A 21737-nucleotide genomic window follows, 5' to 3' on the forward strand; every position below is an offset into this window, starting at 1 on the left:
TACCAAAAATAATTGATTCTTGCCCACAATTTTTCGTCAATCATCCTTCTAGCTCACTTGAAACAATAAAAAGAAGCTTGGACCATTTGTCCAAGCTTCTTTTTATTTCCATTCTAGTGCAAGGCCATACTGATAAAGTTCAGGATAAACAAAGCATCTAAAATCCAAATCATACTGTGAACCTCTTTGGCTTCACCTTTGACCAGTTTGGTTACTGTATAGGTAATAAAACCTGCTGCAATCCCATTTGTGATCGAATAGCTGAACCCCATAAAGATAGAGGTGAAGAAGGCTGGTACAGCTTCTGCCATATCATCCCAATGGATGTTTTTCAAGCTACTCAACATCATGATCCCAACGATGATCAAAATCGGTGCTGTCGCTGCTGTCGGTACAATAGCAAGAAGGGGACTAAAAATACTTGACACAGCAAAACAAAGGGCTACTACAAGGGCTGTCAAACCAGTCCGTCCACCAGCTCCAATTCCCGCAGCTGACTCAACATAAGTCGTCACATTCGAAGTACCTGCAATAGCACCAACAGATGTCGCTACAAGGTCTGAATAAAGGGCTTTATCCAATTTAGCGGATTGATGATTTTCACCATTTGTGGCAACAATACCAACTTTTTCACCAGTTCCAATCAAGGTACCAATCGTATCAAAGATATCTGTCAAGGAGAATGCCAAGATGGCCATCAAGGTTTCAGGAAGACGAGAAGTATTGGTAATCAAAGAACCTAATCCTTCTGAACCAAGTGCAGCTCCAAAAATTTTGCCAAGATCATTGACAGCTGCTCCAAGATGGGTACTACCAAAGTCAATCGTTGAAAGATCAACAATTCCAAACACAATACCGAGGATTGTTGTCGTAAGGATAGAAAGGATAATTCCTCCTTTAATGCCCTTGATGACAAAGAAAACAGTAATGGCTAAGCCAGCCAAGGCAAGGAGGACTGTCGGACTATTGAAACTAACAAGTCCTGGGACCGCTGCAGAATTTGCTGTAATCGCTGCATTCGCTTTGTCAGCCCCTTCTCCTGCCACCGTATAGGTATGCGGATCAATAGAAAACTTCAACAAGCCAGCATTTTTAATTCCAACATAGGCCAAGAAAATTCCGATACCAGCTGAAATAGCTGAACGCAAAGCATTTGGAATGGACTCAATAATCATTTTCCGAACATTGGTTAATGTGATAACCAAAGAAATTAGTCCGCAAATAAAGACCATTCCCAAGGCTTCTTTCCAAGAATAGCCCATCCCAAATACCACTGTAAAGGTAAAGAAGGCATTCAAGCCCATTCCTGGTGCTTGGGCATAAGGCAGATTCGCGTAGAAAGCCATCATGAGAGTCCCGACGACTGACCCAATAATGGTTGCTAGAAATACTCCTTGAGCAGGCATTCCTGTTTGGGAGAGCATTTGAGGGTTTACAAACAAGATATAAGACATGGCAAAGAAGGTCGTTAAACCAGCTAATACCTCTGTACGAACCGTCGTTCCGTGTTCAGATAGTTTAAAAAACTTATCCATTTTTCTAATAAACTCCTTAAAAAAAAATAAATCTGCTCGCGACTCAATCACGAACAATACTAATATCTTATCAAATATCATTCACTTTTACAAGAGATTCATCTGGATAATCTTTTGTGCCACATCATTTACTATTTGAAAAACTGAAATTTTCCTGTTTATCTGGTATAATGGTAGCATTCTTCTTAAAATATGGCACTTCTATACTCCTTATTTAGAGTTCGAAAAACCATACAAATGAAAGGATTCTTCCTATGAATAAAAAACTAATTGCTGTCGATTTAGATGGCACCTTATTAAATTCTGAGAGCAAATTATCATCCTATACGATTGAAACCATCCGGAAAGTCAGTGAACAAGGCCACCAGGTCATTATTACAACTGGGCGTCCCTATCGAATGGCAGATCACATCTATAAGGAATTGGGATTGGAAAGTCCCATGATTAACTTTAACGGCGCTCTCACTCATATTCCAAATAAAAAATGGTCGAAAGAACTATCCATGACCCTTGATAAAAAATACCTCCTCGATATGGTCGAGAGAGAAAATGACATCCAGGCGGACTTTATTGCAGGAGAGTACCGAAATAAGTTTTATGTCACCCATACCTACCACCATACGATTGATCCCGCCTTATTTGGGGTTTCAAAAATCTCCTCCAAAACAAAATTCGAAGCCCGTAAAGTTACCGAAAACCCAAACGCTATCCTCTTTCAAACACGCGCTGAAGATAAGTATGCTTTAGCCGAAGAAATGCGTGATTACTACCATCACGAGCTAGAAATCAATAGCTGGGGTGGTCCCCTCAACATTCTTGAATGTGCTCCAAAAGGCGTCAATAAGGCCTTTGCCCTCAACTATCTCCTCGAGACTTACGGACTTAATCGGAAAGATCTGATTGCCTTTGGAGACGAACAAAACGATACAGACATGTTGGCTTTCGCAGGAACTGGTTATGCAATGAAAAACGCCAATCCTGTCCTCCTCCCCTATGCCGATAAACAAACCGAGTATACAAATGATCAGGACGGCGTTGCTCGTCAACTAGAAAAACTCTTCCTATAAATAAAGTGAATCGCTTGAATCACCTTTTACAAGAAAGGATTCAAGCTTTTTTGTTTTCTCAAACATACGAAACTTTATAGGGACTTTTTCTGAAAATAATTTAACCAATTAAGTTTATTTTCAGAAAATTTTTCTATGTAAACGCTTGCTAACTGATGGAGTTTGTGATAAAATTAACATAACAAAAATAAAAAAGGAGCCTAGCTCGTTTCATACGATAATGATTCAAGTGATGTTACTTCTCGTTTTATTACCGTCTCTAATTCAACTAAGCTCTTGAGGAGGAAAACTATGAAAGCTGTTGTTGTAAATCCAGAAGGTACTGGTGTTGAAATTGTTGCAAACAAGGAGATGCGCCCATTAGAAACAGGGGAAGCTCTTGTTCAAATCGAATACTGTGGTGTCTGCCACACGGACTTGCACGTTGCTCACGGAGACTTCGGTAAAGTTCCAGGCCGTGTTCTTGGACACGAAGGAATCGGGATTGTTAAAGAACTTGCTCCAGATGTGACAAGTTTAAAAGTTGGTGACCGTGTCAGTGTTGCTTGGTTCTTCGAAGGATGTGGCACTTGTGAATACTGTACAACTGGTCGCGAAACTCTTTGCCGTACTGTAAAAAATGCTGGTTACTCTGTTGATGGAGGAATGGCTGAACAATGTATCGTAACTGCAGACTACGCAGTAAAAGTACCAGAGGGATTAGATCCAGCCCAAGCTTCTTCTATTACCTGTGCCGGTGTTACAACCTACAAAGCTATCAAAGAAGCCAAAGCTGAACCAGGCCAATGGATCGTTATCTATGGAGCTGGTGGCTTGGGTAACTTAGCTGTTCAATATGCCAAGAAAGTCTTCAACGCTCATGTCATCGCTGTTGATATCAACAATGATAAACTCGAATTGGCTAAAGAAGTTGGGGCAGACTTTGTCATTAATGGTCGTGAAGTCGAAGATGTCCCAGGATTGATCAAAGAAAAAACAAATGGTGGAGCTCACTCTGCTGTCGTAACAGCCGTTTCTAAAGTAGCCTTCAACCAAGCAGTAGATTCAGTTCGTGCGGGTGGTCGCGTTGTTGCAGTCGGACTTCCTTCTGAAATGATGGAGCTCAGCATTGTGAAAACAGTATTAGATGGTATCCAAGTCATCGGTTCTCTTGTAGGAACTCGTAAAGACTTAGAAGAAGCTTTCCAATTTGGTGCAGAAGGTTTGGTAGTGCCAGTCGTTCAAAAACGTCCAGTAGAAGATGCTGTTAAGGTCTTTGACGAAATGGAAGCCGGAACCATTCAAGGACGTATGGTACTTGACTTCACTAACTAAATAAACGAACCTACAAGACTAGTCCAAGAGGGCTGGTCTTTGAATTTAGACAAACTATTGTTTTACATAAAATAGCTAGATGATTTTCTTAAATGACTTTTACGTTTTAGTCATTTAAGAAAAGGAAAAAACTTTCCGCTGTGGGAAAAGTGCTTGAAACACAATTGTTTCAGACACTCGGAATTATTGAGACCTTAGGCTCAATAATTAGTTATGGAACTTCGAAGAAGTTCGCTGACGTCCGTACTCACCTAAGGAAAGTTTTTCATAAGACTATGGCTTCAATCTGAGACCAACCCAATTGGGCTGGTCTTTTTCACTTTCTCATAAGCAGGGCCTACAAGGAGTTTCTATATCTTTATTTTACCCCTCAGAAGCTACTACTTATCTTTTCAGAAACTTCGAATCCCCTTCACTCCCATTTTGTCAAGGATTTCCAAAGGCTTTTCGAGTTCAGTCGTAAAAAACTCTGCTAGCACTCGAAGATAAATATTAACAAATTAATATATTAAAAACCTTCTTTTTCCTTTAATTTAGTACTGAAAAATTGACTTTATGATGAAAACGTTTTATAATAAATTAGCTTAAAGTTTTCTTAAACTGAAAGTCAAACAAATTTTATAAGGAGGAATGTCAATAATGAGTATTGGTATCATTATTGCTAGCCACGGTGAATTTGCAGCTGGAATCCACCAATCCGGCTCGATGATCTTTGGGGATCAAGAGAAAGTTCAAGTGGTTACGTTCATGCCAAGTGAAGGCCCAGATGATCTCTATGCTAAATTCAATGCTGCTGTTGCCGCATTTGATGCAGAAGATGAAATCTTGGTTTTGGCTGACCTTTGGAGTGGTTCTCCATTTAACCAAGCTAGTCGTGTCATGGGGGAAAATCCAGATCGTAAATTTGCGATCATCACTGGATTAAACCTTCCGATGTTGATTCAAGCTTATACAGAGCGTTTGATGGATGCAAATGCAGGCGTTGATCAAATCGCTGCAAACATCATCAAAGAATCTAAAGATGGAATCAAAGCTCTTCCAGAAGAATTGAATCCTGTCGAAGAAGCAAGCACTGCTTCAGCTGCTCCTGTTGCCCAAGCTGCTATTCCAGAGGGAACAGTGATTGGAGATGGCAAACTCAAAATCAACCTTGCTCGTCTCGATACTCGTCTCCTTCATGGACAAGTCGCTACTGCTTGGACTCCTGATTCAAAAGCAGATCGCATTATCGTTGCTTCAGACTCAGTTGCCAAAGATGAACTCCGTAAAGAGTTGATTAAGCAGGCGGCACCAAATGGTGTAAAAGCAAACGTAGTCCCAATTCAAAAATTGATCGACGTCGCAAAAGATCCACGCTTTGGTGAAACACATGCTTTGATCTTATTTGAAACACCTCAAGACGCTCTTCGTGCCATCGAAGGTGGTGTTCCGATTAAAACCTTGAACGTTGGTTCAATGGCCCACTCAACTGGTAAAACCATGGTTAACAATGTGTTGTCAATGGATAAAGAAGATGTGGCTACATTTGAAAAAATGCGTGATCTTGGAGTAGAATTTGATGTCCGTAAAGTGCCAAATGACTCTAAGAAAGATTTGTTTGACTTAATTAACAAAGCTAACGTTCAATAATCGATTACTTACGAAAGGATTTTAAACATGTCTATTATTTCTATGGTATTAGTGGTCGTTGTTGCCTTCTTAGCAGGTCTTGAAGGTATCCTTGACCAATTCCAATTCCACCAACCACTTGTTGCTTGTACCTTAATCGGTTTGGTAACAGGTAACTTGACTGCCGGTGTGATGCTTGGTGGTTCCCTTCAATTACTTGCACTTGGCTGGGCAAACATTGGAGCTGCCGTTGCACCCGATGCTGCTCTTGCATCTGTCGCTGCTGCGATTATCTTGGTTCTTGGTGGTGACTTTAGTTCTAAAGGAATCGCTGTGGCTCAAGGTGTGGCTATTCCACTTGCAGTCGCTGGTCTTTTCTTGACCATGATCGTCCGTACTCTCTCTGTTGGTTTGGTCCACACTGCCGATGCTGCTGCTAAAAAAGGTGATATCAAAGGGGTAGAACGCGCTCACTTTGTAGCTCTTCTTCTTCAAGGTCTTCGTATCGCTATTCCTGCAGCCCTCTTGTTGATGATCCCTGCTGAAACTGTTAAAGGTGCGCTTGAAGCGATGCCTGCTTGGTTGTCAGACGGTATGCAAATCGGTGGAGGTATGGTTGTAGCCGTTGGTTATGCTATGGTTATCAACATGATGGCAAGCCGTGAAGTTTGGCCATTCTTTGCCATTGGTTTTGCACTTGCTGCCGTCAGCGAATTAACTTTGATTGCTCTTGGAGCGATTGGTGTTGCCCTTGCCTTGATTTACCTTTCACTTTCTAAGAAAGGTGGCAACGGAGGTGGCGGAGTCGCTACTTCTAATGACCCAATCGGCGATATTCTCGAAGACTATTAAGAAAGGTGTGACACTATCATGACTGAAAAATTACAATTATCTAAATCAGATCGTCAAAAAGTTTGGTGGCGTTCAACCTTCTTGCAAGGTTCTTGGAACTACGAACGGATGCAAAACTTGGGTTGGGCTTACTCATTGATCCCAGCTATCAAAAAACTCTACACCAAGAAAGAAGACCAAGCGGCTGCTCTTGAGCGTCACATGGAGTTCTTCAACACTCACCCATACGTAGCTGCTCCAATCATCGGGGTTACTCTTGCCCTTGAAGAAGAAAAAGCAAACGGTGCTGCTATTGATGATGCTGCTATCCAAGGGGTTAAAATTGGTATGATGGGGCCTTTGGCTGGTATCGGAGATCCAGTCTTCTGGTTTACAGTTCGTCCGATCCTTGGAGCACTTGGTGCATCTCTTGCCTTGACTGGTAATATCCTTGGTCCACTCATCTTCTTCCTTGCATGGAACGCAATTCGTATGTCCTTCTTGTGGTATACCCAAGAACTTGGATACAAAGCCGGTTCTGAAATTACCAAAGATATGTCTGGTGGAATCTTGCAAGATATCACTAAAGGAGCTTCTATCCTTGGGATGTTTATCCTCGCTGTCTTAGTAGAACGTTGGGTATCGATTAAATTTATCTTCAATGTCTCATCAGTTAAGCTAGACGATAAAGCTTATATCCACTGGGATAAACTTCCTGAAGGATACAAGGGAATCCAAGAAGCCTTCGCTCAAGTTGGTTCAGGCCTATCTCAAACACCGGAAAAAGTTACGACTTTCCAACAAAACTTGGATTCATTGATTCCTGGTTTGATGGGCTTACTTCTTACTTTTGCTTGTATGTGGTTGCTTAAGAAGAAAGTATCTCCTATCACTATCATCATCGCCCTCTTTGTCATCGGTGTCTTGGCACACGTTGCGGGCTTGATGTAAGCAAAGATCAACAAAAAAGAAGGTTTCGACCTTCTTTTTATTATGATATAATGAAATGAACATAGTTACAGGAGGAGCACATGGCGCAATCACAGAATAAAACCGTGGAATTCCATACCACTGGTGTCTCTTATCTAGGGGTTGGAGGAAAGGTTGGAAAAATTTTAGTTGGGAATGCTGCTTTCGAATTTTATGCGGATGCAAATGTTGAAGACTACATCCAAATTCCCTGGCAGGATATCGAACAAATCGGAGCTAATGTATCCGGACGTAAAATTAGCCGCCATTTTGAAATCTATACCAAAGAATCAAAATTTCTCTTTGCTTCTAAAGACTCGGGAAAAATCTTGAAAATTGCACGAGAACATTTAGGAAATGATAAAATTGTCAAGCTACCGACCTTGATCCAAACCATCGTAGCTAAAATTAAAAATCTATTTGCAAAATAATTGCTTTTCTTGTATAATAAACGAAAACGGATAAGTAAATTAAGAAAATCTTTCAGAAAGTCTGCGGTTGCTGCGAGCAGATAGAAATCTTAATTGAATTCTACCGTTTAGTTAAAATACAATATCGAATCAAGTGCACACCTGTGAAGTTGGATGGAACCGTGGCTCTGCCACTCCAACACTCTGACAGGTGTGTTTTTTGTTAAAGGAGAAGCTATGTTAGATATTAAACGGATTCGTACAGACTTTGATGCAGTTGCTGAAAAATTAGCGACACGCGGTGTAGATGCTGCCATCTTGAACGAAATGAAAGAAATCGATGCCAAGCGTCGTGACATCTTGGTCAAAGTAGAAGGCCTCAAGGCTGAGCGTAACACCGTTTCTGCTGAAATCGCCCAAGCCAAACGCAACAAAGAAAATGCAGATGATAAGATTGCTGCCATGCAAACTCTTTCTGCAGAGGTCAAAGCCTTGGATGCAGAATTGGCAGAAATCGATGCGAAATTGACAGAATTTACCACTACTCTTCCAAACATCCCAGCTGACAGTGTTCCTATTGGAGCAGACGAAGACGATAACGTAGAAGTTCGCCGTTGGGGAACTCCTCGTGAGTTTGACTTTGAACCAAAAGCCCACTGGGATCTTGGCGAGGACTTAGACATCCTTGACTGGGAACGTGGTGGGAAAGTTACTGGTGCACGCTTCCTTTTCTATAAAGGCCTGGGAGCTCGTTTGGAACGTGCCATCTACAACTTTATGCTAGATGAGCACGGTAAGGAAGGCTATACGGAAGTCATCACCCCTTACATGGTCAACCATGACTCTATGTTTGGTACTGGGCAATATCCAAAATTTAAGGAAGATACTTTTGAACTCAGCGATACTAACTATGTCTTGATCCCAACTGCTGAAGTGCCTCTAACGAACTACTACCGTGATGAAATCATCGATGGCAAAGATTTGCCAATCTACTTTACTGCCATGAGCCCATCTTTCCGTTCAGAAGCTGGTTCTGCCGGTCGAGATACTCGTGGCTTGATCCGTTTACACCAATTCCATAAGGTTGAAATGGTCAAATTTGCCAAACCGGAAGAATCATACGAAGAATTGGAGAAAATGACAGCCAACGCTGAAAACATCCTTCAAAAACTAAACTTGCCATACCGTGTCGTTGCTCTTTCTACAGGAGATATGGGCTTCTCAGCTGCTAAGACTTATGACTTGGAAGTTTGGATTCCTGCTCAAAACACCTACCGTGAAATCTCAAGCTGTTCCAATACAGAAGATTTCCAAGCCCGTCGTGCGCAAATCCGTTACCGTGATGAAGCAGATGGTAAAGTGAAACTTCTTCATACCTTGAATGGTTCTGGATTGGCTGTTGGACGTACCGTCGCTGCTATTCTTGAAAACTATCAAAACGCAGATGGTTCTGTAACCATTCCAGAAGTCCTTCGTCCATACATGGGTGGAGCTGAAGTTATTGCACCAAAATAAGATAAGATAAGATAAAAAAACTGAGTCTTGCATCTGCAAGCCCAGTTTTTTTAATATTTACGAAAACGCTGGTAGCGTTGCTCTAGCAGATCTTCGAGAGACAAAGCTTGTAGTTCCTTCAATTCTGCTTGAATTTCCTTCTTCACTTGAGCTAGTAGTTCTCCATTTGAGAAACCATGCTCCGGAATCACCTTGTCCACAATATCCATATTTAACAACTCATGCGAAGTAATCTTCATCAACTCAGCAGCTTCCATGGCACGGCTTCCATCTTTCCAGAGAATAGAGGCAAATCCTTCTGGACTCAAGACGGCATAGATAGAGTTCTCCAACATCCAGACCTTGTCCGCTACAGCCAGAGCAAGGGCGCCACCTGAGCCTCCTTCTCCGATGATAATTGCAATAATCGGAACCTTTAAATCACTCATTTCCATGAGGTTACGCGCGATAGCCTCACCCTGTCCCCGTTCTTCAGCGCCAACACCCGGATAAGCACCCGCGGTATTGATGAAGGTTACTACTGGACGACCAAACTTCTCCGCCTGTTTCATCAGACGCAAAGCTTTTCGATAACCTTCAGGGTGGGGTTGACCAAAGTTTCTACTTAGGTTATCCTGAAGATTCTTTCCTTTTTGAATCCCGACAACCGTTACCGCTTGATCTCCAAGCCAACCAATTCCACCAATCACTGCACCGTCATCTCGGAAATTCCGATCTCCATGTAGTTCGATAAAGTTTTCAAAAATTCCATGAGCATAATCAAGAGCTGTCAAACGTCCTTGGTCACGAGCTTCTTTAATAATTTGTGTTATTCTTGTCATTACTTCCCTCCATGAAAGGCTAACAAGTCTGCGATTGTTGAACGCATATCACTACGCTGGACAATCACATCCACAAAGCCATGCTCCTGCAAAAATTCAGCCTTTTGGAAATTATCTGGCAACTGTTCCCGTACGGTAGACTCGATCACTCTTCGACCTGCAAATCCCACAAGGGCTTGACTCTCTGCAATGATAATATCTCCTTCCATTGCAAATGACGCCGTTACCCCTCCTGTTGTTGGGTCTGTTAGAACTGTCAGATAAAATAAGCCTGCTTTTGAGTGTCTTTGAACAGCTGCAGAGATTTTAGCCATCTGCATCAAACTGACGATTCCTTCTTGCATCCGAGCTCCACCAGAAGCGGTAAAGAGCACAACTGGGAGCTTTTCTTCTGTCGCCAATTCAAATAGACGCGTAATCTTTTCACCGACCACAGAGCCCATAGAAGCCATGATAAAATTGGAATCCATAATACCAAGAGCCACTTGATGGCCCCCGATCTTTGCAGTTCCTGTTAACACAGCCTCATCAAGCCCTGTTAATTCACGAACAGTCGCCAATTTCTTCTTGTAGTTTGGAAACTTAAGCGGGTCCTTGGTCTCAATACCCGTAAACAGTTCAATAAAGCTTCCTGGATCAATCGTCAATTGAAGCCGTTCTACAGCAGAAATACGGAAGGTATAGCCACACTTAGGACACAGACGTTCACTTCCTAGATCCTTTTGGTAAATGGTATGTTTACAGCCCGGACACTGAGAAAACAACTCATCTGGAACCTCTGGTTTCGGCTGAGGTGCTTCAATGGCCGACCGATTGGGATTAATTCGAATGTACTTATCTTTTTTAGAAAATAAAGCCATCAACTTCTCCTTACTTGGTAAAAGAACTTTGTAATTGTGCGCGTTCATTCCTTGTGAAAATGAATCTCACATTTACAAAGTTCAATGCTTATTGATTTTTCTGATAATTTGGTAAAAATTTTTCCATCAGAAAGGCGGTATCGTAATCACCAGCAATCACATTCGAATCTGAAATCAAATCCAATTGGAAATCACTGTTGGTCATTACACCGTCAATTTCCAACTCATAGAGGGCGCGTTGCATCTTCATCAAGGCATCGAAACGATTCTCTCCATGGACAATGATTTTGGCAATCATACTATCGTAGTAAGGTGGAATCGTATAGCCAGGATAGACTGCAGAATCCACGCGCAAGCCAACCCCTCCACTTGGAAGGTAGAGATTGGTGATCTTTCCTGGACTTGGTGCAAAGTTAAAGGCAGGATTTTCCGCATTGATCCGGCATTCAATGGCATGACCGGAAATTTGGATATCTTCTTGACGCACAGACAATTCTTGGCCTTCAGCAATCTTAATTTGCTCTTTCACGATATCAATTCCAGTGACAAATTCTGTCACGGGATGCTCAACTTGAACCCGAGTATTCATCTCCATGAAGTAAAATTCGCCTTTACCTTCATCGTAAAGAAACTCGATTGTCCCAGCATTTTCATAGCCAACAGATTCTGCCGCGCGGACAGCTGCAGATCCGATTTGGTCTCGAATTGTCTTACCGATTGCTACGGATGGAGATTCTTCGAGGACTTTTTGGTTGTTTCTTTGAAGGGAACAATCCCGTTCACCCAAATGAACCACATGTCCAAATTGGTCAGCCAAAATTTGAACCTCAATATGACGAGCTGGGTAGATGACGCGTTCAAGGTACATAGCTCCATTGCCAAAGGCCGCCTTAGCTTCTGTCGAAGCAGATTCAAAAGCTGGAACTAGGTCCTCTGCCCGTTCTACTTTACGGATACCTTTACCGCCACCTCCAGCTGACGCCTTCAGCATAACAGGATAGCCAATCCGATCAGCAACTTCCAAGGCTTCTTCAGCTGTATGAACTTCACCATCTGATCCTGGAATCACAGGTACGCCTGCTTTGATCATTTGTGCTCGGGCATTAATTTTATCACCCATCATATCCATAACAGATCCTGATGGTCCAATAAACTTAATCCCTACTTCTTCACACATGGTGGCAAACTTCGAATTTTCACTCAAAAATCCAAATCCTGGGTGAATCGCTTCTGATCCAGTCAAAACTGCTGCAGATAAAACAGCATTCATGTTCAAATAAGACTCGGTTGACTTGGCAGGCCCAATACAAACTGCTTCATCCGCTAGTAAGGTATGCAAGGCTTCTTTATCAGCCGTTGAATAGACAGCGACTGTTTCAATTCCTAATTCACGAGCAGCTCGAATAATCCGGACCGCAATTTCACCACGATTCGCGATTAAAATTTTTCGGAACATAGAAACCTCCCTAGTTACCAATTGCAAATGTTAGGGTCCCGCTAGCAGCTAATTTCCCATCGACTTCCGCTTTTGCTTCCACGACCGCAATCGAACCACGACGCTTGACAAAGGTAGCCGTCATCACGAGCTGATCTCCCGGAACGACTTGTTTTTTAAATTTAACCTTATCCATTCCAGCGTAAAAGACTAATTTCCCTTTATTTTCTGGTTTGGATAATTCTAAGACACCGGCAGTTTGTGCCAAGGCTTCCATAATGAGGACACCTGGCATTACTGGGTAGCTTGGAAAGTGCCCATTAAAGAAGGGCTCATTGATCGTCACATTCTTAATGGCTACAATCGTATCCTCACTTGTTTCAAGGACGCGATCCACCAACAACATCGGATAGCGATGCGGAAGAGCCTCTTTAATAGCTTGAATATCGATCATTTAATCCGTACCAATCCTTTCCCAAACTCGACCATTTCTTCATTTGAAACAAGGATTTCAGTGACGATTCCATCTCTTGGCGCAGGAACTTCATTCATGACTTTCATTGCTTCAATAATCAATAAAGTTTGGCCTTTTGAAACGCTATCTCCAACCTGAACAAAAGCTGGTTTATCTGGACCTGAAGCTAAATAAGCTACACCGACAAGAGGACTTTCAACTACTTCCCCTTCTGCTGCTACTGTTGGAGCAACTTCTGGAGCTGACGGAGCAGCTGGTTCTTCTGCGAGAACAACAGGGCTTTCAACAGCGGGCGCCACTTCCTGAACTACAGGAGCTGGCGTAGCAGGTTGCGAGCTAGCTACACTGCCAGTATTTTTACTAAATGATAGCACATCCGTTGCATTTTGATAGCTAAATTCACGAAGACTGGATTGGTCAAATTGACTCATTAGGTCTTTAATTTCTTGAATATTCACTTTATCCCTCCCAACGTTTAAAGGCTAAGACAGCATTGTGTCCTCCAAATCCAAATGTATTGGAAATAGCATAGGAAATCGGACGTTCTTGCCCTTCACCAAAGATGACATTGGCTTCAATATAATCTGATAACTCTTGTGTTCCAGCAGTTTTTGGAACATATTGATGGCGAATTGCTTCAATTGTCGCAATAGCTTCAACTGCCCCTGCTGCTCCCAAGAGGTGACCTGTAAATGATTTTGTAGAAGATACTGGAACTTCTGTACCAAATACAGAAACGATTGCACCACTTTCTCCTTTTTCATTTGCTGGAGTAGAGGTTCCATGGGCGTTGACATAATCAACTTGAGCTGGTTCAATTTCTGCCTCATCCAAAGCCAACTTCATTGCCTTGATAGCACCTTGACCTTCTGGATGTGGAGAAGTCATATGGTAAGCATCACAGGTATTACCGTAGCCCACCACTTCAGCAAGAATGGTTGCACCACGTTTTTCAGCGTGTTCCAAACTTTCAAGTACCAACATACCTGATCCTTCACCCATTACAAATCCATTCCGATCTTTATCAAATGGAATAGAAGCACGAGTTGGATCTTCTGTTGTTGAAAGAGCTGTTAGGGCTTGGAAACCGGCAATTGCAAATGGCGTAATAGAAGCTTCTGAACCACCTACCAACATCAAATCTTGGAAACCAAATTTAATGGCACGGAAAGCATCCCCAATCGCATCATTGGAAGAGGCACAAGCAGTATTGATCGATTTACAAATTCCATTAGCTCCAAAACGCATAGCAACATTACCAGATGCCATATTTGGCAGAGCTTTTGGAAGGGTCATTGGTTTGACACGTTTTGGCCCTTTTTCATGCAAGCGAATCACTTGATCTTCGATTTCTTTGATACCACCGATACCAGAAGCAACAATGACACCAAAACGATCTTTATCAATAGCTTCTACATCTAAACCTGCATGATTCACAGCTTCTTGAGCGGCATACAAAGCATATAATGAGTAGTTGTCAAAGCGGTTTGTATCTTTTTTGATAAAGTATTTATCAAATGGGAAATCTTGGATTTCAGCTGCATTATGAACAGCAAAGTCACTGTGGTCAAATTTTGTAATCGGACCAATTCCAATTTTTCCTTCTTTTAAGCTATTCCAAAATTCTTCTGGAGTGTTTCCGATTGGAGATGTCAAGCCATAGCCTGTTACAACAACACGATTTAATTTCATTTCAAAACCTACCTCTTTTTATTGCATGGTTAAGCCACCATCAATTGCGATGACTTGCCCTGTTAGATATTCTTGAGTCGCAAGAAAGACTGCAACATCTGCTACTTCTTCTGTATTTCCAAATCGTTTCATTGGAATTTGAGCGAGAGACATTTCTTTAATTTTTTCCGGAAGTCCTTCTGTCATATCAGACTCAATGAAGCCCGGCGCAATGACATTGACTCGGACATTTCTACCAGCTACTTCACGCGCTACCGATTTAGAAAAACCAATCAAACCAGCTTTTGAGGCTGCATAGTTAGCTTGTCCAACATTTCCTGTCAGACCGACAACACTCGACATGTTAATGATAGCACCTTCACGTGCTTTGGTCATCGGTTTTAAGACTGATTGTGTCATATTAAAAGCACCAGTCAAATTCACCTTCAAGACTTGCTCAAAATCTTCTTCCGTCAATTTTAACATGAGCTTATCATTGGTAATCCCAGCATTGTTGACAAGAATATCTACTGACCCAAGTGCGTCAATCGCTTCCGCCACCATTCGCTTCGCTTCCGCAGCTTGGGATACATCCCCAGTAACGCCAACAACTTTCACACCGTAAGAGGCAAATTCATCTACTAGGCCTGCTGGGAGCTCTCCACGACTATTTAAGACAATGTTAGCACCTTTTGAAGCAAATTTACGAGCAATAGCCAATCCAATGCCTCGACTTGAGCCAGTAACAAATACATTTTTATTCTTCAGTTCCATAGTCACCTCATCTATTCGTTCAGTAGAGCATCAAGGCTAGCCTGATCCTCAACATTTTTTGTTGGAAGAGTTTTATCGATTTTTTTCAAGAAGCCAGTCAAGACCTTCCCTGGACCAATCTCAATCACTTCATCTACTCCAAATTCTTGAATCGTCGCAATCGAATCATAGAAACGAACGGGCTCCATCACTTGGCGAGCCAATAATGTTTTGATTTCGTCTGATTTCATAATCTGCGCTTCTGTATTCCCAACCAAAGGCAAGGTAAAGTCCTTAAAAGTAACTTTTTCAAGTTCAGTCGCTAGTTTCTCACTAGCAGAAGCGAGTAAAGCTGTATGGAAGGGACCAGAGACATTGAGTGGGATTAGACGCTTAGCGCCCGCTTCTTGTAATAATTCAACTGCATAATCTACAGCTTCAACCTCTCCACCAATTACAATTTGAGCAGGGGTATTGTAGTTTGCGGGGGTAACAACTCCCTTCACAGAAGCCTTCTGGCAGATTTCTTCAATCAAGGCAGGATCTGTATTCATAACTGCTACCATCTTCCCACTTCCAGCAGGTGCAGCAGTTTCCATAAATTCACCCCGTTTAGAAACCAAGGCAACCGCTTCTTCAAAAGAAAGAGCGCCCGCAGCAACTAAAGCAGAATATTCTCCTAGAGAAAGACCCGCCACAATATCCGGTGTAATTCCTTTTTCTGCCAACAGACGATAAATAGCAACTGAGGTTGTCAAAATAGCCGGTTGGGTATAGCGTGTTTGATTGAGCTTTTCTTCGTCAGAATCAATCAATTTTCGTAAATCATAACCCAAAATCTGACTTGCGGTATCAAAGGTTTCCTTGACAATTGGATAGGTTGCATACAAGTCACTAGCCATCCCCAATTTTTGAGCACCTTGACCAGCAAATAAGAAGGCACGTTTTGTCACTGTTCTCTTCCTTTCCTTTACTTGTTAGAATTTCACATCAGCCCAGCGAGCTGCTTCTTTCTGAATCACCTTAGCAGCCCCAAGGTAGATATCTTCCAAGATTTCAGCACAGGTTTCTTCTTTGCTTACAAGACCCGCAATTTGCCCCGCCATGACAGATCCGTTATCGACATCTCCGTCCACAACAGCATTGCGAAGTGCACCTGCACCAAGTTCTTCAATTTCTTCTTGAGTCTTCTTACCAGCCAAGAAATCTTTTTCAGCTTGGTTATAGGCAGAAGCCAATTTATTCTTAATCGCACGAACTGGATGTCCAACAACCGACGCAGACACCACTGTATCAATGTCCTTAGCTTTCAAGATTTTATTCTTAAAGTTTTGGTGAGCATTTGATTCTTTAGCAACGACAAAGCGTGTTCCTACTTGAACAGCATCTGCTCCAAGCATGAAGACCGCAGCCGCTCCAGCACCATCTGCTACACCACCAGCACCAATAACTGGAATAGAGACAGCTTCAACCACTTGACGAACTAGGGTCATGGTCGTCAATTTACCAATATGCCCACCTGCTTCCATTCCTTCAGCAATCACAGCATCCGCACCTAGTTTTTCCATCCGTTTTGCTAAAGCTACTGAAGGTACAACTGGAATAACGGTAATGCCAGCTTCGTGGAAACGATCCATATATTTCCCAGGATTCCCTGCACCAGTGGTAACAACTTTAACCCCTTCTTCGATAACCAAGTCAACAATGTCATCTGCAAAAGGAGAGAGGAGCATGATATTCACCCCAAAAGGTTTGTCAGTAATGGATTTGACACGATCAATATTCGCTTTGACAACTTCTTTAGGTGCATTTCCTCCACCGATGATCCCAAGACCACCTGCATTGGATACAGCTCCAGCAAGATCTCCATCTGCTACCCAAGCCATACCACCTTGGAAAATTGGATATTTAATGTTTAATAATTCTGTAATTCGTGTTTGCATAGTACCTTCCTCATTTTCGCTTAAGTAATAGTTTGAAAGCGGTTCTTTGCTTTGAGCGTCAAACTATTACCTAAACAAGAGAGAATATCTTTCGATACTCTCATCCATTATTATTTAGTTTTTTCTTCTACGTAAGCAACAAGGTCACCTACAGTAGACAATCCTTCTTCAGTTTCAATTTGAATGTCGAATGCATCTTCAATTTCTGAAATCACTTGGAACAAATCCAATGAATCAGCTTCAAGATCTTCAAAAGTAGACTCAAGTGTTACTTCTGATGGTTCTTTACCAAGTTCTTCAACGATAATTTCTTGTACTTTTTCAAATACTGCCATGATTGGCCTCCTTAAAATAATAAAAAATTTTTAAAATGTGTTACCACATGTTTAACTAGATTGTAACAAGAAGTGAGCCCCATGTCAAACCTCCACCAAATCCAGACAGAAGAATTGTTTGACTTCCATCCAATTTGATCAGTCCTTGGTCGACACACTCCGATAATAAAATTGGAATACTTGCGGCACTCGTGTTACCATATTCCATCATGTTTGCAGGAAGTTTTTCCCGATCAACCCCGATTTTCTTAGCCATTTTATCTAAGATACGGTCATTTGCTTGGTGCAGAAGAAAAAAATCAATCTCTTCAACAGGCACTGGAGCATCTGCTAACGTATTTTTAATACTCTTAGCCACATCCCGAATGGCAAAATCAAAGACTGCTCTCCCATCCATTGACAAATATTTTTTATCTTCTTCCTTATCAGAATATGGTGAAGATAAACCAACAGATGATGATTGAAGAACTTCTCCACGGGAACCGTCTGAAAACAGACTTTCTGCTAAAAAAGTTTGTTGCTCGGAAGCTTCCAATAAAACACCGCCAGCACCATCCCCAAACAAGACTGCTGTTGTCCGATCTTCCCAATCGATCACTTTCGATAAGGTTTCACTTCCGATAACGATTCCTCGTTTGTACTGGCCAGAGCGAATATACTTTTCAGCAGTCGCAAGCGCAAATACAAATCCACTACAAGCAGCGGTCAAATCAAAAACAAAGGCTTTAGAGGCACCAATTTTAGCTTGAACACGAGCAGCTGTAGATGGCATCATGGAATCCGGTGAAATCGTAGCAACAAAGATAAAATCCAACTGATCCGCTTGTAAACCACTTTTTTCAAGCAAGCGACGAGCCACTTCCGTAGCTAAATCGCTGGTTGATTCTGATTGAGAAATATGACGCTTCCGAATTCCTGTCCGACTAGCAATCCACTCATCACTGGTATCCATCCGTTCAGAAAGATCCTGATTGGAAATCACTTGGATTGGCGCATAATGGGCTGACTGACTAATTTTTGCAAAAGTCATTATTTCAAATCCTCCAAGAAACGATAAAGGTTCTGCAACCCTTTTTGCATCACTTTCCGTTCATCTGGAGACATCCCATCGATAATCTGATTAACCATCCGCTTGTGAAATTGTTGGTGAAGCCGATACAAGAGTTTTCCTCTTTTGGTCAAACTCAAATGGACAACCCGACGATCAACTTCAGATCTGGTTCGTTCAATATAACCTTTTCGTTCAAGGTTATTTAAACTGGTTGTGACTGTACCTAACGTTACCATTAACGAACGCGAAATATCACTTGGAGTTGCGTTTGGTGTTGAGCCGATGACATCTATTGTGTGCATTTCCTTAATAGAAACATCATTAAATCGACTGCTACGTAAACTAGTTTCTTCGATGACTAAAACGTTGTTAAAAATGGATGTAAGGTAATCATTGACTAGTTGAAAATTCAAAAACCACACCCCCTATTCATTACTTTGATAATCGAATTTTATCAAAATTCAAAGCAAATAGCAAGACTCAACAACAAAAACATAAAAATTTTACGTTTTTATTTTCCTATAAATTTTGGACGTCGACGCTCTGAATAGGCAATAACTCCCTCTTTAAAGTCTTCTTTTAAAGATAGATTTCTTTGCAATCTCAACTCAATTTCAGCATAGCGATCCCAATCAGTCAGCATGCTAGACCAGGCCAACTCTTTAATCGCAGCAAAAGAATTGTCTGAGCTACGTCTTAACTTCATGAGAAGTTGGTTAACAGTCTTGTCTAATTTATCTACTTCAGAAACCTTATACACAACGCCATATTCCAGAGCCTTTTCAGCACCTAATGGTTCACCGGTCATCGCTAACTGAGTTGCTCTACTCAAACCAATCGCTCTTCCTAAAAGGAAAAGACCACCAGCATCAGGAGCTAAACCGACTCCCACAAATGCTTGAATAAACTTCGCTTTATCAGAAGCAATACAAAAATCTGCTGCTACTGCCATATTAGCAGTTGCTCCTGCAACCGCACCATCTGCTACCATAATCACAGGTTTTGGAAGTTGCTTCATTTTTTTAGAGATTTGATTAACCAATTCCGCAATTTGCGTTAACGAATCGATATCATCGGCATCGACAGCCCGCTTCATCTCTGCTAAATCACCACCAACCGAAAAAACCTTACCGACTGCTTTAAATAGAATAAAACGAATATCTGGATTCTTCTCAGCTAATTCTAATGCTTCAAGGATTTCCTGACACATTGGAATGTTAAAACCATTTGAAACCTCAGGTCTATTTAAAATAATAGATGCGAGATCCTCTTCAACAGAATATATAATCGTTTCGAACACCATAAGCCACCTCTTTACTAATTAGCTGTTCAAATTGTTTGATAGTTGAACTTATTTATTTTTATATTATTTTAGCACAACTACTTTGAGAAGTAAATTACATTTTCATAACAAAGTGTCTCAGCCGAAAGACTTGCTTGATAGCAGTGCTGTTTTAGATTGTAACCAAGCTCTATCTTTGGTATAATTTAAAGAAAGTTGTGTAAAGGAGTCCACATGAAAGTAGTTAAATTTGGTGGTAGTTCATTAGCATCTGCTACCCAGTTAGAAAAAGTATTCAATATCGTTAAAGAAGATGAAGCCCGTCAATACGTGGTCGTTTCTGCTCCAGGGAAACGCAATGCGGAGGACACAAAAGTCACAGATGCCCTCATCAAGTATTTTAAAGAATATACCAACGGAAAAGATACGAACCAAAGTCAAGAATGGATTATCAATCGCTATCGATCTATTACAGAGGAGTTAGACTTAGACGAGGAAATTATCGAAGAGATTGCTAGAGATATCAAATCCCTTGCAACACTTCCCAAGTCTGACAACACTTTCTTATATGATACCTTCTTAGCAGCTGGAGAAAACAACAATGCGAAACTCATCGCAGCTTACTTTGTAAAAAAGGGATTAGAAGCAAAATATATCCATCCAAAAGATGCAGGTATCTTTGTAACAAGTGAACCTTGCAATGCCCGCATTCTTCCTTCTAGTTACGATAAGATTGAAGAACTGAGAAACCATAATGAAATTTTAGTGATCCCTGGATTCTTTGGAATTACTAAAGAAGGCCAAGTCTGTACTTTTTCAAGAGGTGGTTCTGATATTACAGGATCAATTATCGCAGCGGGAGTTAAAGCAGATCTCTACGAGAACTTTACAGACGTCGATGGTATTTTTGCAGCTCACCCAGGCATTATCAAACAGCCACATTCTATTCCTGAGTTAACCTATAAGGAGATGCGGGAATTAGCCTATGCTGGCTTTAGTGTCCTCCATGATGAAGCACTGGTACCAGCCTATCGTGGAAAGATTCCAATGGTGATCAAGAACACCAACAATCCAAAACATCCAGGTACGAAGATTGTGCTGAACCATACCGATGAAAATGTTAAAGTTGTTGGAATTGCAGGAGATTCTGGATTTGTCAGCATTAATACCACCAAATACCTGATGAATAGAGAAGTCGGTTTTGGTAGAAAACTATTACAAATTTTAGAAGATTTGAACATCAGTTGGGATCACATGCCAACAGGTATTGACGACTTGTCGGTCATTCTCCGTTCAAAAGAATTAACCCCAATTAAAGAACAAGAAATCTTAAAACATTTAATCCAAGACTTACAAGTGGACTATGCAGAAATCGAACATGATCTTTCTATTATCATGATAGTAGGAGAAAATATGAAAAATCAGATCGGTGTAACTGCAACAGCTACGAAAGCTTTATCAGAAAACAACATTAATATCCAAATGATTTCCCAAGGATCCAGTGAAGTTTCTATCATGTTTGTAGTTAATCAAGAACAAGAAAAACAAGCCATAAAAGCTCTATACAATGTATTCTTTAACTAAAAAAAGGTTCGAAAGAACCTTTTTTACTTATCTAATAAAAAAGAAAAATAAAAAAACCCTTTCGGGCACTTACTCCGCCAGTAGGACTCGAACCTACGACATCATGATTAACAGTCATGCGCTACTACCAACTGAGCTATGGCGGAAAAAAGCTAAGCGACTACCATATCTCACAGGGGGCAACCCCCAACTACTTCCGGCGTTCTAGGGCTTAACTTCTGTGTTCGGCATGGGTACAGGTGTATCTCCTAGGCTATCGTCACTTAACTCTGAATGAT

The 21737-nt window shown here is 41.4% G+C and carries 22 protein-coding genes, 1 tRNA gene and 1 rRNA gene; 8 read left to right on the forward strand and 16 right to left on the reverse strand.

Features of this window, described 5'->3' with window-relative positions:
• Positions 1-113: 113 nt before the first annotated feature.
• A complete protein-coding gene (locus tag QM873_RS08150) occupies positions 114-1535 on the reverse strand; it encodes an NCS2 family permease (protein WP_006596891.1) in 1422 nt (473 codons plus the stop codon).
• Positions 1536-1789: 254 nt separating this feature from the next.
• On the opposite strand from QM873_RS08150, the gene QM873_RS08155 reads away from it, so the two are divergent.
• The 7 genes from QM873_RS08155 (at position 1790) to serS (ending at position 9249) form a co-directional block, all read left to right on the forward strand.
• Complete coding sequence (locus QM873_RS08155; RefSeq protein ID WP_129822869.1) at positions 1790-2602, forward strand: Cof-type HAD-IIB family hydrolase; 813 nt, start codon at positions 1790-1792, stop codon at positions 2600-2602.
• A gap of 291 nt (positions 2603-2893) precedes the next feature.
• Positions 2894-3916, forward strand: coding sequence for an alcohol dehydrogenase AdhP (adhP, locus tag QM873_RS08160; RefSeq protein WP_048715224.1), 1023 nt, complete (start codon positions 2894-2896; stop codon positions 3914-3916).
• Positions 3917-4555: 639 nt separating this feature from the next.
• Positions 4556-5545 carry a PTS sugar transporter subunit IIB gene (locus QM873_RS08165; RefSeq protein ID WP_120701222.1) on the forward strand — a complete coding sequence of 330 codons (990 nt, stop codon included), beginning with the start codon at positions 4556-4558 and terminating at the stop codon, positions 5543-5545.
• A 27-nt stretch (positions 5546-5572) separates the two neighbouring features.
• Positions 5573-6376: a PTS mannose/fructose/sorbose transporter subunit IIC gene (locus QM873_RS08170; RefSeq protein WP_023022258.1), complete on the forward strand. Its 804-nt coding sequence runs from the start codon at positions 5573-5575 to the stop codon at positions 6374-6376.
• Between the two features lie 18 nt (positions 6377-6394).
• Positions 6395-7306, forward strand: coding sequence for a PTS system mannose/fructose/sorbose family transporter subunit IID (locus QM873_RS08175; protein ID WP_023022256.1), 912 nt, complete (start codon positions 6395-6397; stop codon positions 7304-7306).
• A gap of 80 nt (positions 7307-7386) precedes the next feature.
• Positions 7387-7755 (forward strand): DUF956 family protein, encoded by a 369-nt coding sequence (locus tag QM873_RS08180; protein ID WP_123160934.1) that lies wholly within the window; start codon positions 7387-7389, stop codon positions 7753-7755.
• Positions 7756-7971: 216 nt separating this feature from the next.
• On the forward strand, positions 7972-9249 hold the full coding sequence (gene serS, locus QM873_RS08185) for a serine--tRNA ligase (RefSeq protein WP_123160935.1): 1278 nt from the start codon (positions 7972-7974) through the stop codon (positions 9247-9249).
• Between the two features lie 50 nt (positions 9250-9299).
• Here the strand turns inward: serS and QM873_RS08190 are convergent, their stop codons facing one another.
• The 13 genes from QM873_RS08190 to QM873_RS08250 form a co-directional block, all read right to left on the reverse strand.
• Positions 9300-10070: an acetyl-CoA carboxylase carboxyl transferase subunit alpha gene (locus QM873_RS08190; protein WP_023022250.1), complete on the reverse strand. Its 771-nt coding sequence runs from the start codon at positions 10068-10070 to the stop codon at positions 9300-9302.
• Positions 10070-10930 (reverse strand): acetyl-CoA carboxylase, carboxyltransferase subunit beta, encoded by an 861-nt coding sequence (accD, locus tag QM873_RS08195; RefSeq protein ID WP_129822873.1) that lies wholly within the window; start codon positions 10928-10930, stop codon positions 10070-10072. Before accD ends, QM873_RS08190 begins: the two co-directional genes overlap by 1 nt.
• An 88-nt stretch (positions 10931-11018) precedes the next feature.
• Complete coding sequence (locus QM873_RS08200) at positions 11019-12386, reverse strand: acetyl-CoA carboxylase biotin carboxylase subunit (RefSeq protein ID WP_023027707.1); 1368 nt, start codon at positions 12384-12386, stop codon at positions 11019-11021.
• Positions 12387-12396: 10 nt separating this feature from the next.
• Complete coding sequence (fabZ, locus tag QM873_RS08205; protein WP_006596902.1) at positions 12397-12819, reverse strand: 3-hydroxyacyl-ACP dehydratase FabZ; 423 nt, start codon at positions 12817-12819, stop codon at positions 12397-12399.
• The gene (gene accB, locus QM873_RS08210) at positions 12816-13298 is read right to left on the reverse strand and encodes an acetyl-CoA carboxylase biotin carboxyl carrier protein (RefSeq protein WP_023027706.1); all 483 of its coding nucleotides are present in this window, start codon (positions 13296-13298) and stop codon (positions 12816-12818) included. The genes fabZ and accB overlap by 4 nt, the downstream gene beginning before the upstream one ends.
• A 1-nt stretch (position 13299) precedes the next feature.
• Entirely contained in the window at positions 13300-14532 is a 1233-nt protein-coding gene (fabF, locus tag QM873_RS08215; protein ID WP_023022242.1) for a beta-ketoacyl-ACP synthase II, read from the reverse strand.
• Between the two features lie 18 nt (positions 14533-14550).
• Positions 14551-15285 (reverse strand): 3-oxoacyl-[acyl-carrier-protein] reductase, encoded by a 735-nt coding sequence (fabG, locus tag QM873_RS08220; RefSeq protein WP_023022240.1) that lies wholly within the window; start codon positions 15283-15285, stop codon positions 14551-14553.
• An 11-nt stretch (positions 15286-15296) separates the two neighbouring features.
• The gene (gene fabD, locus QM873_RS08225; protein WP_023022238.1) at positions 15297-16217 is read right to left on the reverse strand and encodes an ACP S-malonyltransferase; all 921 of its coding nucleotides are present in this window, start codon (positions 16215-16217) and stop codon (positions 15297-15299) included.
• A gap of 24 nt (positions 16218-16241) precedes the next feature.
• The gene (gene fabK / locus QM873_RS08230; protein WP_048688761.1) at positions 16242-17207 is read right to left on the reverse strand and encodes an enoyl-[acyl-carrier-protein] reductase FabK; all 966 of its coding nucleotides are present in this window, start codon (positions 17205-17207) and stop codon (positions 16242-16244) included.
• Between the two features lie 110 nt (positions 17208-17317).
• Positions 17318-17542 (reverse strand): acyl carrier protein, encoded by a 225-nt coding sequence (locus QM873_RS08235; protein WP_003003892.1) that lies wholly within the window; start codon positions 17540-17542, stop codon positions 17318-17320.
• Between the two features lie 55 nt (positions 17543-17597).
• The gene (locus QM873_RS08240; protein WP_414279141.1) at positions 17598-18572 is read right to left on the reverse strand and encodes a beta-ketoacyl-ACP synthase III; all 975 of its coding nucleotides are present in this window, start codon (positions 18570-18572) and stop codon (positions 17598-17600) included.
• Positions 18572-19006, reverse strand: coding sequence for a fatty acid biosynthesis transcriptional regulator FabT (gene fabT, locus QM873_RS08245; protein ID WP_042507432.1), 435 nt, complete (start codon positions 19004-19006; stop codon positions 18572-18574). The genes QM873_RS08240 and fabT overlap by 1 nt, the downstream gene beginning before the upstream one ends.
• Positions 19007-19104: 98 nt before the next feature.
• Positions 19105-19896: an enoyl-CoA hydratase gene (locus QM873_RS08250; RefSeq protein WP_342992187.1), complete on the reverse strand. Its 792-nt coding sequence runs from the start codon at positions 19894-19896 to the stop codon at positions 19105-19107.
• Positions 19897-20109: 213 nt separating this feature from the next.
• Between QM873_RS08250 and QM873_RS08255 the strand changes: the two genes are divergently transcribed.
• Entirely contained in the window at positions 20110-21459 is a 1350-nt protein-coding gene (locus tag QM873_RS08255; RefSeq protein ID WP_306474913.1) for an aspartate kinase, read from the forward strand.
• A gap of 72 nt (positions 21460-21531) precedes the next feature.
• Here the strand turns inward: QM873_RS08255 and QM873_RS08260 are convergent.
• Both QM873_RS08260 and rrf read right to left on the reverse strand, forming a co-directional pair.
• Positions 21532-21605: transfer RNA gene (locus tag QM873_RS08260), tRNA-Asn, on the reverse strand.
• A 5-nt stretch (positions 21606-21610) separates the two neighbouring features.
• A 5S ribosomal RNA gene (rrf, locus tag QM873_RS08265) occupies positions 21611-21726 on the reverse strand.
• Positions 21727-21737 lie beyond the last annotated feature (11 nt).

This window comes from Streptococcus australis (assembly GCF_047463015.1).
Classification (GTDB): Bacteria; Bacillota; Bacilli; order Lactobacillales; family Streptococcaceae; genus Streptococcus; species Streptococcus australis_F.

Coding starts and splice junctions, on each gene's coding strand:
- QM873_RS08150 (WP_006596891.1), bottom strand. CDS start 1,535: ATGGATAAGTTTTTTAAACTATCTGAACACGGAACGACGGTTCGTACA.
- QM873_RS08155 (WP_129822869.1), top strand. CDS start 1,790: ATGAATAAAAAACTAATTGCTGTCGATTTAGATGGCACCTTATTAAAT.
- adhP (WP_048715224.1), top strand. CDS start 2,894: ATGAAAGCTGTTGTTGTAAATCCAGAAGGTACTGGTGTTGAAATTGTT.
- QM873_RS08165 (WP_120701222.1), top strand. CDS start 4,556: ATGAGTATTGGTATCATTATTGCTAGCCACGGTGAATTTGCAGCTGGA.
- QM873_RS08170 (WP_023022258.1), top strand. CDS start 5,573: ATGTCTATTATTTCTATGGTATTAGTGGTCGTTGTTGCCTTCTTAGCA.
- QM873_RS08175 (WP_023022256.1), top strand. CDS start 6,395: ATGACTGAAAAATTACAATTATCTAAATCAGATCGTCAAAAAGTTTGG.
- QM873_RS08180 (WP_123160934.1), top strand. CDS start 7,387: ATGGCGCAATCACAGAATAAAACCGTGGAATTCCATACCACTGGTGTC.
- serS (WP_123160935.1), top strand. CDS start 7,972: ATGTTAGATATTAAACGGATTCGTACAGACTTTGATGCAGTTGCTGAA.
- QM873_RS08190 (WP_023022250.1), bottom strand. CDS start 10,070: ATGACAAGAATAACACAAATTATTAAAGAAGCTCGTGACCAAGGACGT.
- accD (WP_129822873.1), bottom strand. CDS start 10,930: ATGGCTTTATTTTCTAAAAAAGATAAGTACATTCGAATTAATCCCAAT.
- QM873_RS08200 (WP_023027707.1), bottom strand. CDS start 12,386: ATGTTCCGAAAAATTTTAATCGCGAATCGTGGTGAAATTGCGGTCCGG.
- fabZ (WP_006596902.1), bottom strand. CDS start 12,819: ATGATCGATATTCAAGCTATTAAAGAGGCTCTTCCGCATCGCTATCCG.
- fabF (WP_023022242.1), bottom strand. CDS start 14,532: ATGAAATTAAATCGTGTTGTTGTAACAGGCTATGGCTTGACATCTCCA.
- fabG (WP_023022240.1), bottom strand. CDS start 15,285: ATGGAACTGAAGAATAAAAATGTATTTGTTACTGGCTCAAGTCGAGGC.
- fabK (WP_048688761.1), bottom strand. CDS start 17,207: ATGCAAACACGAATTACAGAATTATTAAACATTAAATATCCAATTTTC.
- QM873_RS08235 (WP_003003892.1), bottom strand. CDS start 17,542: ATGGCAGTATTTGAAAAAGTACAAGAAATTATCGTTGAAGAACTTGGT.
- QM873_RS08240 (WP_414279141.1), bottom strand. CDS start 18,572: ATGACTTTTGCAAAAATTAGTCAGTCAGCCCATTATGCGCCAATCCAA.
- QM873_RS08250 (WP_342992187.1), bottom strand. CDS start 19,896: ATGGTGTTCGAAACGATTATATATTCTGTTGAAGAGGATCTCGCATCT.
- QM873_RS08255 (WP_306474913.1), top strand. CDS start 20,110: ATGAAAGTAGTTAAATTTGGTGGTAGTTCATTAGCATCTGCTACCCAG.